Source organism: Streptomyces sp. NPDC046759 (assembly GCF_040645475.1).
GTDB lineage: Bacteria > Actinomycetota > Actinomycetes > Streptomycetales > Streptomycetaceae > Streptomyces.
In genome coordinates this window covers 137,479-153,510 of record NZ_JBEYYJ010000020.1, presented here as the reverse complement: position 1 = coordinate 153,510, position 16,032 = coordinate 137,479, and the positions used below count along the sequence as shown (strand labels likewise).

The window sequence follows — 16,032 nt, the reverse complement described above, 5'->3', positions numbered from 1 at the left end:
CTGCTGCCCTGCAGCACACACCCCCTCGGAGAGGCGACCATGACCGACCCCGTGAGCCGCACGATCCTGTTGCTGGACATCGAGAGGTTCAGCGACCGGGACGACGTGGAGCAGGCGTATCTGCGGCGCATGCTCTACGACATCACCGACCGCGCCCTCGAGGCCGCCGGCATCGACGAGACGCTGCGGCTGCGGGCCGACCGCGGGGACTCGGTGATGGAGCTCATCGAGGCGAGCGCCCCGGTCACGGCGTTGCTGCGCAGCCTGCTCACCGAGGTGCCCGCGCAGCTGCGGACGGTCAACAGGATGGCGTCGAGGTCCGCGCAGATCCGGCTGCGCGGTGTCGTGGCCACCGGCTGGGTCGCCGTGGACGAGCACGACGGCTGGGTCGGCTCCGACCTGAACCACGCCTGCCGGCTGCTGGACGCCCAGGTGCTGCGCGCCGCCCTGCGCGAGCGCTCCGACGACTTCGTGCTGTGCGTCTCGGACCCCCTGTACGCCGGAGTCGTACGGCACGACCACACCGGCATTCCGGAGGCGGAGTTCCACGCCGTGACGGTGGACAGCAAGAACGGCCCGCTGAAGGCCTGGCTGTACGGCCCGGTGCCGGCCGTCGCGGCGGGTGAGGACCACGGTGACACGGGGGAGGGGGAGGCGTCGGGCGGTTCGGGGGACCGCCCGACGCCGCGGGTCCCTCCGCAGAGCGGCCCGGCGCCGGACCGGGGAGCCCCGGCGCCGGGTCCCGTCTTCGGCGGTGCCGTCACCATCGGCGGCGGCACGGTCCGCGGTGAGCAGAACAACGTCACCGGCAACCACATCGGCGGCGACTTCACCATCGGCCGCAAGGGCGGCGGGCGGGGTGAGGGCGTGTGAGCACCCCGGAACAGCAGTCCCCCGCACAGGGCGCCCGCCCCGCACCGGACCAGCCGCACGCCGACTCGGCCCCGGCGGACGAGGCCCGCAAAGAGGGCACGGACGACGAGTCCGAGGAGCGCGACCAGCCGCAGGCCGCCTGGGCGGCCCGGCGGGACCTGGTCGACCACAGCCCCCGGAGCATGAGCATCGGCGCCCGGGCCCGCTTCGGCGGCGGCACGGTGCGCGGCGACCAGAACAACGTCACCGGCAACCAGGTCAGCGGCGACGTGATCATGGGCGCCAAGACGGTGTACCAGTTCTCCATACCGGGGTTGTCGGCACCGGCGTCCGTGTCCGGCGAGGTCCCGGCGAGCACCCTGGAGCGGCTGGCCGGGCACTTCGTCGCCGACGAGGACGTCGTCGCCGGCCTCCTCGCCCGGCTGCGTCGCGACCATGTGCTCGTCCTGTCCGGAGCCCGCTTCAGCGGCCGTCGCACCGCCGCGCTGATGCTCCTGCACCGCCTCGGTGTCTCCCCGGTGCGCACCCTGGACCGCGACACCGGCCCGAACGCCCTCGCCGAGCAGGTCACCGCCGCCGAGTCCGACGGGGACGCCTCGCGCGGATTCGTCCTGTGCGACCTGGCCACCCGCCGCGACCGCCCGCTGCGCGAACCGCATCTGCTGGCCGCCCGCGACCGGCTCGGCGAACACGGATACCTGATCATCACCGTCGACCCCACCGCCGTACTGGAGGACGTGTCGTTCGTCGCGGCCTGGCGTCCGCCCGCCGCCTCCGACGTCCTCGCCGCGCACGTACGCACCCGCACCGACCCGGAGACCGCCGCCAAGCTGCTCGGACTGCCCGACGTCACCGAGTTCCTGAGCCGCGGTCACCAGTTGCGGGAGGTCGCCGCCTTCGCCCAGCTGCTCGCCCGGCACGCGGCCGGTGAGGCGGGCGCGGACGCGGTCGCTCAGTTCTCGCTCGTGTCGCTGGAGAGCCAGGTACAGGAGTGGTTCGAGGAGGACGAAGCGTCGATCCACCTGCGGGACAAGGCGTTCCTGGTGGCCCTCGCCGCGTTCGACGGGGGCCCCTACGCCCTCACCGCCGAACTCAGCGATCTGCTCTACCGCTTCCTGCAGGAGACCGAGAACCGGGCCCGCGTCCCCGAGGTCCCGGTCTTCGGCACGCACGTCGGCAAGCGTCTGCAGCTCGCCCGCGCCGAGAAGTTCGAGCAGGACGAGCACACCGAGTGGGGGCCGGTGCCCCAGCAGAAGGCCAGGTTCCTCGACGAGCGGGTCGCCCTGGTGCTGCTGCGCGAGGTGTGGACCGGCCATCCGTCCGCCCGGCCGGCGCTGATCGGCTGGCTGCGCCGGCTCGCCGACGACGGCCGCCCCCTGGTGCGCACCCGCGCCGCGTCCACCGTCGCGGTCCTCGCCCGCACCGACCTGCCCTCGGCGATGGCGCTGGTCATCGAGCCCTGGAGCACCTCGAAGCTGTTTAGGCGCCGGCTGGTCGCCGTCAACGCGCTCACCCTCGCCCACCTCATCGGCACGCCCTACATCCCGCGCATCCTCGACGGCTGGTGCGGGGGCGACAATCCGCGGCTGCGCTGGGTGGCCGTACGGGCGTACGGGCTGATCGGGCCGGAGCGGCCGGAGCAGGCGCTGGCCGCACTGCGGGGAGCCGTGCGCAGACTGTACGAGGACGGCCCCGACGACCTCGACGGCGAGATGGCGGGCGAACTCGCCGAGGCGGTCGAGCTGTTGCTGCTCTCCCCCGCCGGCGACCAGGTCCTGGCCGGACTGCGTGCGCACCTCGACGACGACCGCGCCGTGCACGACCTGGCGCTCAGCGGCTTCGTGAACGCCTGCGCCCGCACCGAGGACGACGAGCGGTACGGCAATCCACTGGTCCTCGACTGGTACGCCCGCACGGCCCACGAGGGCGGCGAGCCCGCGCATGACATCCCCGCGCTGTGGCGGGCGGCGCTCGCCGACCCCCGGTCCACCAAGGACGCGCTCAAGGTCCTGCGCGACTGGGTGCTGATCGCCGACCGGGTCACCGTCACCGAATGGGCGCTGGCGGCGCTGCTGCCCCGGCTCGTCACCGCTCCCGCCGAGCACCAGCGGCTGAGCCACCTGCTGCGGACCATGCCCGGCGAGGACAGCAGTCCACCGCCCGCGGTGGCGGCCCGCCTGCTGGCCGTCCTCCCCACCCGCTGACCCGCACATCCCCGAGGAGACAACGCACCATGCCCCCTTTCCACCGCCCGCCCGAGTGGCAGCAGCAGGCGGACCGGCACACCGAACTCGTCGACCCGGTGCTCACCGTGCGCCAGCTGGGCCGCTTCGATCTCAACCTGAAGTCGCTGGTCCGCATCGACCACGCGCTGGTCTTCACCACCCCGAAGGGCGGTTTCGACGCGTATCTGCCGCCCCAGCGGCCCACCCGCGGCGAGATCGCGGCACGGCGGTACACGGCCGTGTACGAGGTGGACATGGGCGTGCACCCGTTCTCGGCCGACCTCGCCCTGCCCAGCGACAACGACGCGTTCGAGTTCACCGCCGCCGTCGACCTGTCCTGGCAGGTCCTGGACGCCGCCCGGTTCGTGGCGAGTGGACACCGGGACGTGCCGGCGCTGGTGCTGGGCGAGCTGCAGCAGGCGGCCCGGCCGGTGACCCGGCGCTTCGCCATCGCCGACAGCGCGGACGCCGAGCGTGAGCTGCTGCAGGCGGTCACCGTGCTCGGTCCGCTGGGGGCGGCCGCGGGACTGCAGGTGACGTGGACGCTGCGGCTGCGACGCGACCAGGAGAACATCGACCACCAGCGCCGGCTCCAGGCCATCGACCATTCCGCCGCCGAGCAGATCCGCGCGGCGGAACAGGGCATGAGAGTCGACGTCGAGATGGACCGCCGGGGCAGGCAGCAGGACCGGCTGCAGCTCGAACGGGCCACGGACTACGGCCGTCAGCAGCAGGAACTGATGCTCCAGCAGCAGCGCTGGCAGCACGAGCAGACGATGCTGGCGAGCGGCCAGCAGCACGAACTGGCCCTGCAGCAGGGGCAGCAGATGCTGGAGCTGCAGCGCATCGAGGCGCAGAAGATCGAGTTCTACCAGTGGCACCTGTCGCAGGGCGGCGTCCAGGCCTGGGCGCTGCACCTCGCCCAGCACCCCGAGGACTCCCGCCTGGTCATGACCACCATGCGCGAGGACCAACTCCGCATGATCCAGGCCCAGATGGACCTGGTGGGCCAGCTGCTCGGCGGCGACACGGCCGAGAACTACGAACTGGAGGGCCCCAAGCAACTCGCCCTTCGCACGGTGAGCGACATCCTGAACCAGCGCCTCCCGGGGGTCCCGCAGGCACCGCCGCTCATCGCGCCGCAGGGTCAGGGACCGCAGGGCCAGGCACCGCAAGGTCAGGCACCGGGCGATCAGGCTCCGCCGCAGGTGATGCCGGGAGTCCGGGCATCGAACGCACCGACATCGGCGCAGCCGGCGTCGCCACCGGCCCCGGGTCCGCAGCCGGCGGTTCCCGCTGCACCCGGACCGTACGGCAGCCCCGCCGGCGCTCCGACCGGCCACCCGGGGTGGCAGCCGCCCACGCCGTACGCTCCCCCGCCGTACGCCCCCGCGCCCGCGCCCACGGCGCCGTACTCCGGTTTCCCCGCCCCGCCCGCCGCCCCGCCGCAGCCCCCGTCCTGGCAGCCGCCGGTCGGCTACGGCAGCAGCCCGACCCTGCCCGCGCAGGCGCCGGCGCCCGAACCCGCACAAGAGGCCGGCCTGGCCGCCCAGGCCGGTTCCGACGCCTCGGACGACCCCCCCGGGGCAGGTGGCGCATGACCACCACCGACCCGGCGCCCGCGCCCACCCCCGTCACTGCCCCGCCCGCCGGGTCGGCGGAGCGCATACGGCTGTGCGAGCGTCTCCTCACCGATCTGCGCACCGAGATCGCGCGCGCCGACAGCAAGGCCTCGGTACTGGTCGCGGCGCTCGGCATGACGGCCGGCGTGTTCAGCGGGGTGCTGGCCGGCCGGGGCTGGACCCCGGCCGCGCTGTCCACGCCGGGTACGGCGCTGTGGTGGTCCGGGATCCTCGCGCTGACCGTCTCCCTCCTCGCCCTGCTGCTCGCCGTACTCCCGCGCTACCGCTCCGGATCGTGGGCGCCGGGCCGGCCCCTGACGTACTTCGGTGACATCCGACAGGCCGCCGCCCAGGGCCACTTGGAGTCGGCGATCGCGGACACGGAACGCGACCCCGCCGCTGCCCTGACCGCGTCCCTCGTCGAGTCGAGCCGTATCGCCGCCCGCAAGCACCAGTGGATCCGCGCCGGCCTGATCGCCTTCTGCGTCGGCACGGTCCTGCTGCCCGCGTCACTGCTGATCGGCTGAGCCGCCGCACCAGCACCCCGACGGAAGCAACGACTAGGAACCGCCATGACCCAGCAGCCACCGGAGCACCCCCAGTACCCGACGCAGCCGCCCCGGCTGTCGGTGCCGCAGCAGTACCCGCAGTCGGCCCACCCGACCCATCCGGCCCAGCCTCCGCAGTACCCGCAGGCACCGCAGTTCCCCGCCCCCACGCCACCCGCGTACCCGCAGGCACCCCAGTACCCCGCTCAGGTGCCTCCCCCGTACCCGCAGGCCGCACAGGTCCCGCAGTACCCGCAGGCCATGCCCACGGCGCCGACCGCACCGCCTGCGCAGCCGGCACCGCCCGTGACCCCCGGCCCCTCCGCCCACCCGCACCACATCAGCACCGACCACGGCCGTGTGCACATCCGCAGGGACCAGCGCCGCACGGACGCCACCGCCGTCGGCAGCCTGCTGCTCCACCTGCCGAACTTCCTGTGCAGCCTGTTCGTCGTCGCCCTCGTCTCGGCCTTCTTCGGCGGCTTCGGCATCGTCGTCGTGCTGGCCTGGCTCGCCAGCGGCGCACTCGTGTTCCACCGCCCCACGGAAAGCGCCGTCGCGCGCCATCTGCTCCGTCTGCGCTACCCCACTCCACAAGAACGAGCCAAACTCGAACCGGTCTGGCGCGAGGTGACGGCCCGTGCCGGAGTGGAGGGCCGCACCTACGAGCTGTGGGTGGAGGACAGTGACGGCCTGAACGCGGTCGCCGCGGCGGGCCACATCGTCGGCGTCACCCGCTTCGCCATGAACGCGCTGCCCAACGGCGAACTCGCCGCCGTCATGGCACACGAACTGGGCCACCACGTCGGCGGCCATGCCTGGTCCGGGCTCCTCGGCTACTGGTACGCGCTGCCCGGACGGATCGCCTGGCGCGTGCTCAAGGCGTTCTCCGGCCTCGTGTTCAAGGTGTCGCGCGCGTTCGGCTGCATCGGCGTCACCTTCGTCGTGCTGGTCATCGGCAGCATCGCCCTCGCGACGATCAGCTCGCTGTACGGGCTGCCTCTGCTGGTCCTGGCCGTGCCGTACGCGCTCGCCGCCGTCGGCCGGCGCTCCGAGCTGCGGGCCGACGAGCACGCGGCCGCACTGGGTTTCGCCCCGATGCTGGCCGCCGTCCTCGGCAAGCTGCACCAGCAGGAGCAGCAGGCCCAGGCCGCGCTCACCGCGGCGAACGGCGGTGCGCGGCCCCACGAGAGTGCGCTCAGCAAGCTGCTCTCCTCGCACCCGGACTACTACACACGGCTGCACCACCTGCAGCCGTATCTGCAGCCGCCGCGCTGACCGCCTCCGGACACGCCGAAGGGCGGCCACCCCACGGGGTGACCGCCCTTCGGTTCATGCTGCTCGCTTACTGGTTGTACGGACCGTAGTCGTAGTCCTCCAGCGGAACGGCCTGGCCGGAGCCGGTGCCGAACGGCGAGTAGTCGATGTCGTCGTAGCCGACGGCCGAGTACATCGCGGCCTTGGCCTCCTCGGTCGGCTCGACCCGGATGTTGCGGTAGCGGGACAGGCCCGTACCGGCCGGGATGAGCTTACCGATGATGACGTTCTCCTTGAGGCCGATGAGGCTGTCGGACTTGGCGTTGATCGCCGCGTCCGTCAGCACTCGGGTCGTCTCCTGGAAGGAGGCGGCCGACAGCCAGGACTCCGTCGCCAGCGAGGCCTTGGTGATACCCATCAGCTGCGGACGACCGGAGGCCGGGTGACCGCCCTCCTGGACCACACGACGGTTCTCGGTCTCGAACTTCGAGCGCTCGACCAGCTCGCCGGGCAGCAGCTCGGCGTCGCCGGACTCGATGATCGTCACACGGCGGAGCATCTGCCGGATGATGATCTCGATGTGCTTGTCGTGGATCGACACACCCTGCGAGTTGTAGACCTTCTGGACCTCGCCGACCAGGTGGACCTGGACGGCACGCTGGCCCAGGATGCGCAGCACGTCGTGCGGGTTGGTGGCACCCACGGTGAGCTGCTGACCCACCTCGACGTGCTCGCCCTCGCTGACCAGGACCTTGGCACGCTTGGAGATCGGGTACGCCGTCTCGTCGCTGCCGTCGTCCGGGGTGACGACGATCTTCTTGGTCTTCTCGGTCTCCTCGATCCGCACGCGGCCGGAGGCCTCGGAGATCGGGGCGACACCCTTCGGGGTACGGGCCTCGAAGAGCTCGACGACACGCGGCAGACCCTGGGTGATGTCGTCACCGGCCACACCACCGGTGTGGAAGGTACGCATCGTCAGCTGGGTGCCGGGCTCACCGATGGACTGGGCGGCGATGATGCCGACCGCCTCACCGATGTCGACCAGCTTGCCGGTGGCGAGCGAACGGCCGTAGCACATCGCGCAGGTGCCGACGGCCGACTCGCAGGTCAGGACCGAGCGGGTCTTGACCTCCTCGACGCCGTGCTTGACCAGCTCGTCGATGAGCACGTCACCGAGGTCGGTACCGGCCGGAGCCAGCACCTTGCCGTCGACGACGATGTCCTCGGCGAGGCAGCGCGCGTACACGGACGTCTCGACGTCGCCGGCCTTGCGCAGCACGCCGTCCGCGCCGCGCTCCGCGATGAGGAGCTTGAGGCCACGCTCGGTGCCGCAGTCCTCCTCGCGGATGATGACGTCCTGCGAGACGTCGACGAGACGACGGGTGAGGTAACCCGAGTCGGCGGTACGCAGAGCGGTGTCCGCCAGACCCTTACGGGCACCGTGCGTGGAGATGAAGTACTCCAGCACGGACAGACCCTCACGGAACGACGCCTTGATCGGACGCGGGATGGTCTCGTTCTTCGCGTTCGACACCAGACCACGCATACCGGCAATCTGACGCATCTGCATCATGTTGCCTCGTGCACCCGAGTTCACCATCATGAAGATCGGGTTGGTCTTCGGGAAGTTCTCGTTCATCGCCTCGGCGACCTCGTTGGTCGCCTTGGTCCAGATCGCGATGAGCTCCTGCGTGCGCTCGTCCTTGGTGATCAGACCGCGCTCGTACTGCTTCTGGACCTTCTCGTCCTGCGCCTCGTAGCCCTTGACGATCTCCTTCTTCGCCTCGGGAACGACGACGTCGGAGATGGCCACGGTGACACCGGAACGGGTGGCCCAGTAGAAGCCGGACGCCTTCAGGTTGTCGAGCGTCGCCGCCACGATGACCTTCGGGTAGCGCTCGGCGAGGTCGTTGACGATCTCGGAGAGCTGCTTCTTGCCGACCTCGAAGTCCACGAACGGGTAGTCCTCGGGCAGCAGCTCGTTGAAGAGCGCACGGCCCAGCGTGGTCTTCAGACGGAAGCTGTCACCCTGCTGCCACTCCGGCTCGCCCTCCTCGCGGACCGGCGGGGTCCAGCCACGCGGCGGGATGGTGCCCACCGGGAAGCGGATGTCCACCGGCGTCTGCAGGGACAGCTCGCCCGCGTCGAACGCCATGATCGCCTCGGCGACGGACGCGAAGGAGCGGTTCTCGCCCTTGGCGTTGCGGCCCTCGGCGTCGGTGGTGAGGAAGAACAGACCGAGGACCATGTCCTGGGTCGGCATCGTCACCGGACGGCCGTCGGCCGGCTTGAGGATGTTGTTCGAGGACAGCATCAGGATGCGGGCCTCGGCCTGCGCCTCCGCGGACAGCGGCAGGTGCACGGCCATCTGGTCACCGTCGAAGTCCGCGTTGAACGCGGTGCAGACGAGCGGGTGGATCTGGATGGCCTTGCCCTCGACCAGCTGCGGCTCGAAGGCCTGGATGCCGAGGCGGTGCAGGGTGGGAGCACGGTTCAGCAGGACCGGGTGCTCGGCGATGACCTCTTCGAGGACGTCGTACACGACCGTACGGCCGCGCTCCACCATGCGCTTGGCGCTCTTGATGTTCTGCGCGTGGTTCAGGTCGACCAGGCGCTTCATCACGAACGGCTTGAACAGCTCCAGCGCCATGGCCTTCGGCAGACCGCACTGGTGCAGCTTCAGCTGCGGACCGACGACGATCACGGAACGCGCCGAGTAGTCGACACGCTTGCCGAGCAGGTTCTGACGGAAGCGGCCCTGCTTGCCCTTCAGCATGTCGCTGAGGGACTTCAGCGGGCGGTTACCGGGACCGGTCACCGGGCGGCCGCGACGGCCGTTGTCGAAGAGGGCGTCAACAGCCTCCTGAAGCATGCGCTTCTCGTTGTTGACGATGATCTCCGGGGCACCCAGGTCCAGGAGCCTCTTGAGACGGTTGTTGCGGTTGATCACACGGCGGTACAGGTCGTTCAGGTCGGAGGTCGCGAAGCGGCCACCGTCCAGCTGCACCATCGGACGCAGGTCCGGCGGGATGACCGGGACGCAGTCCAGAACCATGCCCTTGGGGCTGTTGGACGTCTGCAGGAACGCGGAGACGACCTTCAGACGCTTGAGGGCACGGGTCTTCTTCTGGCCCTTGCCGGTGCGGATGATCTCGCGGAGCTTCTCGGCCTCCTCGTCGAGGTCGAAGGACTCCAGGCGCTTCTGCAGCGCCGCGGCACCCATCGAGCCGTCGAAGTACGTGCCGAAGCGGTCACGCAGCTCGCGGTAGAGCAGCTCGTCGCCCTCGAGGTCCTGGACCTTGAGGTTCTTGAACCGGTTCCACACCTCGTCGAGGCGGTCGATCTCGCGCTGCGCGCGGTCGCGCAGCTGCTTCATCTCGCGCTCGGCACCCTCGCGCACCTTGCGGCGCACGTCGGCCTTGGCGCCCTCGGCCTCCAGCTCGGCAAGGTCGGCCTCGAGCTTCTTGGCGCGGGCCTCCAGGTCGGCGTCGCGGCGGTTCTCGATCTGCTGGCGCTCGACCGAGACGTGCGCCTCCAGGGAGGGCAGGTCGCGGGTACGGCGCTCCTCGTCGACGTACGTGATCATGTACGCGGCGAAGTAGATGACCTTCTCGAGGTCCTTCGGCGCCAGGTCCAGCAGGTAGCCGAGGCGCGAGGGGACACCCTTGAAGTACCAGATGTGCGTGACGGGCGCGGCCAGCTCGATGTGGCCCATCCGCTCACGGCGCACCTTGGCGCGCGTGACCTCGACGCCACAGCGCTCGCAGATGATGCCCTTGAAGCGGACGCGCTTGTACTTGCCGCAGTAGCACTCCCAGTCCCGGGTGGGGCCGAAGATCTTCTCGCAGAAGAGGCCGTCCTTCTCGGGCTTGAGGGTGCGGTAGTTGATGGTCTCGGGCTTCTTGACCTCGCCGTGGCTCCACTGACGGATGTCGTCAGCGGTGGCCAGGCCGATCCGGAGCTCGTCGAAGAAGTTGACGTCGAGCACTATGCGTCAATCCCTCTCAGGGTCGAAAGTCTGTGGTCTGAAACGGGGGCCTGGGGGTCGGCCGGGGCCTCACGGTGGTGAGGCCCCTGCCGGACTCCCGTCAGACCTCTTCGACGCTGCTCGGCTCGCGCCGGGACAGGTCGATACCGAGCTCCTCCGCAGCGCGGAAGACGTCCTCGTCGGTGTCGCGCATCTCGATGGACATGCCGTCCGAGGACAGCACCTCCACGTTGAGGCACAGGGACTGCATTTCCTTGATGAGCACCTTGAAGGACTCGGGAATGCCGGGCTCAGGGATGTTCTCGCCCTTGACGATGGCCTCGTAGACCTTCACGCGGCCGGTGACGTCGTCGGACTTGATGGTCAGCAGCTCCTGGAGGGCGTACGCGGCGCCGTAGGCCTCGAGGGCCCACACCTCCATCTCACCGAACCGCTGGCCACCGAACTGGGCCTTACCACCCAGCGGCTGCTGGGTGATCATCGAGTACGGACCGGTCGAGCGGGCGTGCAGCTTGTCGTCGACCAGGTGGTGCAGCTTCAGGATGTACATGTAGCCGACCGAGATCGGGTCCGGGAACGGCTCACCGGAGCGGCCGTCGAACAGCCGCGCCTTGCCGGACGGGAGCACCATGCGCTCGCCGTCGCGGTTCGGGATGGTGTGCTGCAGCAGACCCGCCAGCTCGTCCTCGCGGGCACCGTCGAAGACCGGGGTCGCGACGTTGGTGCGCGGGGCGACCTGGTCGGCGCCGATGGCCTGCAGGCGCTGGGCCCACTCGTCCGCGAGGCCGGAGACGTCCCAGCCGCGGCTGGCGAGCCAGCCGAGGTGGATCTCCAGGACCTGTCCCGGGTTCATTCGGGACGGCACACCCAGCGGGTTCAGGATGATGTCGACCGGGGTGCCGTCCTCCAGGAACGGCATGTCCTCGATCGGCAGGATCTTGGAGATGACACCCTTGTTGCCGTGCCGGCCGGCGAGCTTGTCACCGTCGGTGATCTTGCGCTTCTGCGCGACGTAGACGCGGACCAGCTGGTTCACGCCCGGCGGCAGCTCGTCGCCCTCCTCGCGGTCGAAGACGCGCACACCGATGACCTTGCCGGTCTCGCCGTGCGGCACCTTCAGCGAGGTGTCACGGACCTCACGGGCCTTCTCACCGAAGATCGCGCGCAGCAGGCGCTCCTCCGGCGTCAGCTCGGTCTCACCCTTCGGGGTCACCTTGCCGACGAGGATGTCACCGGCGATGACCTCGGCACCGATGCGGATGATGCCGCGCTCGTCGAGGTCGGCGAGGACCTCCTCGGAGACGTTCGGGATGTCCCGGGTGATCTCCTCGGGGCCGAGCTTGGTGTCACGGGCGTCGACCTCGTGCTCCTCGATGTGGATCGAGGAGAGGACGTCGTCCTGCACGAGGCGCTGCGACAGGATGATCGCGTCCTCGTAGTTGTGACCCTCCCACGGCATGAACGCCACGAGCAGGTTCTTGCCGAGGGCCATCTCGCCGTTCTGGGTGGCCGGGCCGTCGGCCAGCACCTGGCCGGTGACGACGCGGTCGCCCTCGTTGACGATGACCTTCTGGTTGACCGAGGTGCCCTGGTTGGACCGGGAGAACTTGGCCAGGCGGTACGTGATGTACGTGCCGTCGTCGTTGGCGGTGGTGATGTAGTCCGCGGAGACCTCCTGGACCACACCGTCCTTCTCGGCCTTGACCACGTCGCCGGCGTCGACCGCGGAGCGGTACTCCATGCCGGTGCCGACGAGCGGCGCCTCGGACTTAATCAGCGGCACGGCCTGACGCATCATGTTCGCGCCCATGAGGGCACGGTTGGCGTCGTCGTGCTCGAGGAAGGGGATCATGGCGGTCGCGACCGACACCATCTGGCGCGGCGAGACGTCCATGTAGTCCACGTCCTCGGGGCCGACGTAGTCGACCTCGCCGCCACGGCGGCGGACCAGCACGCGGGCCTCGGCGAACCGCATCTCGTCGTTCAGCGGCGCGTTGGCCTGCGCGATGACGAAGCGGTCCTCCTCGTCGGCGGTCAGGTAGTCGACCTCGTCGCTGACCTGGCCGTCGACGACCTTGCGGTACGGCGTCTCGATGAAACCGAACGCGTTGACCCGGCCGTAGGAGGCCAGCGAGCCGATCAGACCGATGTTCGGGCCTTCCGGCGTCTCGATCGGGCACATGCGGCCGTAGTGCGAGGGGTGCACGTCACGGACCTCGAAGCCGGCCCGCTCACGGGAGAGACCACCCGGGCCGAGGGCGTTCAGACGACGCTTGTGCGTCAGCCCCGACAGCGGGTTGTTCTGGTCCATGAACTGGGACAGCTGGCTGGTGCCGAAGAACTCCTTGATGGAGGCGACGACCGGCCGGATGTTGATCAGGGTCTGCGGCGTGATCGCCTCGACGTCCTGCGTGGTCATGCGCTCGCGCACGACACGCTCCATACGGGCGAGACCCGTACGGACCTGGTTCTGGATCAGCTCGCCGACGCTGCGGATGCGGCGGTTGCCGAAGTGGTCGATGTCGTCGGTCTCGACCATGATGGTGCGACCCGACTCGCCGACCGTCTCGGTCTCGCCGGCGTGCAGCTTGACGAGGTACTTGATGGTGGCGATGACGTCGTCGGTGGTGAGCACACCGGCGTCCAGCGGCTCGTCCGCACCGAGCTTCTTGTTGACCTTGTAGCGGCCGACCTTGGCCAGGTCGTAGCGCTTCGGGTTGAAGTACAGGTTCTCCAGCAGCGTCTGCGCGGCCTCACGCGTGGGGGGCTCGCCCGGGCGCAGCTTGCGGTAGATGTCGAGCAGCGCGTCGTCCTGGCCCTGGGTGTGGTCCTTCTCCAGGGTGGCGCGCATGGACTCGTACTCGCCGAACTCCTCGAGGATCTGCTCGGTGGTCCAGCCGAGCGCCTTCAGCAGAACGGTGACCGACTGCTTGCGCTTGCGGTCGATGCGGACACCGACCATGTCGCGCTTGTCGATCTCCATCTCCAGCCAGGCACCCCGGGACGGGATGATCTTGGCGGAGAAGATGTCCTTGTCGGACGTCTTGTCGATGGTGGAGTCGAAGTAGACACCGGGGGAACGGACCAGCTGGGACACCACGACACGCTCGGTGCCGTTGATGACGAAAGTTCCCTTGTTCGTCATGAGCGGGAAGTCGCCCATGAAGACCGTCTGGGACTTGATCTCACCGGTCTCGTTGTTGGTGAACTCAGCGGTGACGAAGAGGGGGGCGGCGTACGTGAAGTCGCGCTCCTTGCACTCGTCGATGGAGTTCTTCGGCGGCTCGAAGCGGTGGTCCCGGAACGTCAGGGACATCGACCCGGAGAAGTCCTCGATCGGGGAGATCTCCTCGAAGATCTCCTCCAGACCGGACTTGGTGGGGACGTCCTGACCGTTCTCCAGAGCCTCCTCGACCCGACTCTGCCAGGCGGTGTTGCCGAGCAGCCAGTCGAAGCTCTCGGTCTGCAGCGCGAGCAGGTTCGGAACCTCGAGAGGCTCCTTGATCTTTGCAAAGGAGATGCGCAGCGGGGCGGTGCTGGCGCCGTTGTTCGTATTCGCGGTCGAGGCATTGCGCGAGGCGGCCAAGAGGGGGTCCTTCCGAGGGCTCGGACTCACTACGCGCGTACCGGCCCCTCCCCCGCACACAGAGACAGAAACCCCAGGTCAGGGGAGCTTCGGTCATCAGTGCTCGAGTGAGGGCAGACCCCTGGTGACGGGCAGGGGACAGCTAACAGGCAGCGCAAAGGGTCAGTGTAGCCACTTGGCACACTGATGTCCAGTGCGGGTTTTTCGAGACCCTCGCTGTGCTCACCGCTCTTGTCAACGCCCTCGGCATGCCTGCCCTCAACGCACGTTGATACTGCCCTCTTCGTCGCCGATCCATGCCTCGGATTCGGATCCTTGTGACGACGCGTCCTGAGAATTGCGCGCTGCGTGCGGTTCGTCAAGGCCCCCCAGCCCGAAGCGGACCGTCCGGAGACAGAACGAAGATCACCTTACCCCTCACGAACACAGGTGCAAGGCAGCCCGGGCCGGACTCCGGGGAACGCCGAAGGGCGACCACCCAGATGGATGATCGCCCTTCGGTGCGTTCGCGTTACAGCCCTACGGGGCCGTTTCTGCGGTCGCGAAGGTCTTACTTGACCTCGACGGACGCGCCGGCGCCCTTGAGGGCCTCGGCAGCCTTGTCCGCGGCCTCCTTGTTGACCTTCTCGAGGACCGGCTTCGGGGTGCCGTCGACGAGGTCCTTGGCCTCCTTCAGACCCAGGGAGGTCAGCTCACGCACGACCTTGATGACCTGGATCTTCTTGTCGCCGGCGCCGGTGAGGATGACGTCGAACTCGTCCTTCTCCTCCTCGGCCTCGGCCGGGGCGGCCGGGCCGGCCGGGCCGGCAACGGCGACCGCGGCGGCGGCGGTGACGTCGAACTTCTCCTCGAAGGCCTTCACGAACTCGGAGAGCTCGATGAGGGTCATCTCCTCGAACTGGGCAAGCAGCTCGTCCTGGGTGAGCTTCGCCATGATGGCGGTCCTTCCACTCAATCGGCAGGTGCCGGATGTACTGGGTAAGGCGGGCGTACGTCGGCCCGCTGAGACCCTCGCCGCGTCATGCGGCCAGGATCAGAAAGCGAGCCGAATTACTCGGCACCGCCCTGCTCGGCCTGCTTGGCGCGCAGCGCGTCCACGGTGCGGACGAGCTTCGACGGCAGCGCCTGGAAGAGCTGAGCAGCCTGGGACTGCTTGCCCTTGAAGGCACCGGCCAGCTTGCTGAGCAGAACCTCGCGGGACTCGAGGTCCGCAAGCTTCTTGATCTCGTCGGCGGAGAGGGCCTTGCCCTCGAGGACACCGCCCTTGATGACGAGATTGGGGTTGTCCTTGGCGAAGTCACGCAGACCCTTCGCCGACTCCACCGGGTCACCGGTGACGAAGGCGACGGCCGTCGGGCCAGCGAAGAGCTGGTCCTCCAGCGTGATCCCGGCCTCCTTGGCCGCAATCTTGGTCAGCGTGTTCTTCACCACGGCGTACTGGGCGTTCTCACCGAGCGACCGGCGCAGCGTCTTGAGCTGCGCCACGGTGAGACCGCGGTACTCGGTCAGCACGGCGGCGTTGGAGCTGCGGAACTTGTCCGTCAGCTCCGCAACCGCGGCAGCCTTGTCGGGCCTCGCCATAGAGCCTCGGCCTCCTTCCGGGTGATTCGGACCGCGCGGACCCGAAGGAGGACTGGGGAAAACAAACGCCCCGGCGCAGGCGCACGGGGCGGACTCGACCGGCCGCACACGCGCTCGGCGCGCGCACTCCGGGAGTACTTCCACTGTCACCTGCGCGGGTCGCCCACTTTTCAGCGGATCCTTCGGCCACCGCACCCTCGTTCGAGGAGCACGGCAACGACCAGCGGTCTTTGGCTTCTCCGAGAGAGTACGGGACCGGGGCGCCGTAGAGCAAATCGGGCTCTACGGCAGTGTCCCCCGATCCGGGGAGCCCGGGAGACTTCATCAGGTCCTCGAAGTCCTTGGTGGCGCC

The 16,032-nt window shown here is 69.3% G+C and carries 9 protein-coding genes; 5 read left to right on the top strand and 4 right to left on the bottom strand.

From position 1 onward, the window contains the following. Nucleotides 1–39: 39 nt before the first annotated feature. The 5 genes from ABZ919_RS25900 to ABZ919_RS25880 are packed head-to-tail and all read left to right on the top strand — an operon-like array spanning nucleotide 40 to nucleotide 6,546. Nucleotides 40–873, top strand: a complete 834-nt coding sequence (locus ABZ919_RS25900) for a hypothetical protein (RefSeq protein WP_361252227.1) — start codon at nucleotides 40–42, stop codon at nucleotides 871–873. Further along, a complete protein-coding gene (locus tag ABZ919_RS25895; protein WP_361252225.1) occupies nucleotides 870–3,077 on the top strand; it encodes a hypothetical protein in 2,208 nt (735 codons plus the stop codon). Before ABZ919_RS25900 ends, ABZ919_RS25895 begins: the two co-directional genes overlap by 4 nt. Before the next feature lie 29 nt (nucleotides 3,078–3,106). After that, nucleotides 3,107–4,699, top strand: a complete 1,593-nt coding sequence (locus ABZ919_RS25890) for a hypothetical protein (protein WP_361252223.1) — start codon at nucleotides 3,107–3,109, stop codon at nucleotides 4,697–4,699. Beyond that, nucleotides 4,696–5,247, top strand: a complete 552-nt coding sequence (locus tag ABZ919_RS25885) for a Pycsar system effector family protein (protein WP_361252220.1) — start codon at nucleotides 4,696–4,698, stop codon at nucleotides 5,245–5,247. Before ABZ919_RS25890 ends, ABZ919_RS25885 begins: the two co-directional genes overlap by 4 nt. 45 nt (nucleotides 5,248–5,292) lie before the next feature. After that, the gene (locus ABZ919_RS25880) at nucleotides 5,293–6,546 is read left to right on the top strand and encodes a M48 family metalloprotease (RefSeq protein WP_361252217.1); all 1,254 of its coding nucleotides are present in this window, start codon (nucleotides 5,293–5,295) and stop codon (nucleotides 6,544–6,546) included. A 67-nt stretch (nucleotides 6,547–6,613) separates the two neighbouring features. Here ABZ919_RS25880 and ABZ919_RS25875 read toward each other — a convergent pair whose 3' ends face one another. The 4 genes from ABZ919_RS25875 to rplJ form a co-directional block, all read right to left on the bottom strand. Then, nucleotides 6,614–10,513: a DNA-directed RNA polymerase subunit beta' gene (locus tag ABZ919_RS25875; protein ID WP_361252214.1), complete on the bottom strand. Its 3,900-nt coding sequence runs from the start codon at nucleotides 10,511–10,513 to the stop codon at nucleotides 6,614–6,616. 100 nt (nucleotides 10,514–10,613) lie between these two features. Further along, nucleotides 10,614–14,099, bottom strand: coding sequence for a DNA-directed RNA polymerase subunit beta (gene rpoB / locus ABZ919_RS25870; protein ID WP_361252211.1), 3,486 nt, complete (start codon nucleotides 14,097–14,099; stop codon nucleotides 10,614–10,616). Nucleotides 14,100–14,649: 550 nt separating this feature from the next. Next, nucleotides 14,650–15,033: a 50S ribosomal protein L7/L12 gene (gene rplL / locus ABZ919_RS25865; RefSeq protein ID WP_361252209.1), complete on the bottom strand. Its 384-nt coding sequence runs from the start codon at nucleotides 15,031–15,033 to the stop codon at nucleotides 14,650–14,652. Nucleotides 15,034–15,149: 116 nt separating this feature from the next. Beyond that, nucleotides 15,150–15,680, bottom strand: a complete 531-nt coding sequence (gene rplJ / locus ABZ919_RS25860) for a 50S ribosomal protein L10 (protein ID WP_069779227.1) — start codon at nucleotides 15,678–15,680, stop codon at nucleotides 15,150–15,152. Nucleotides 15,681–16,032: the final 352 nt, after the last annotated feature.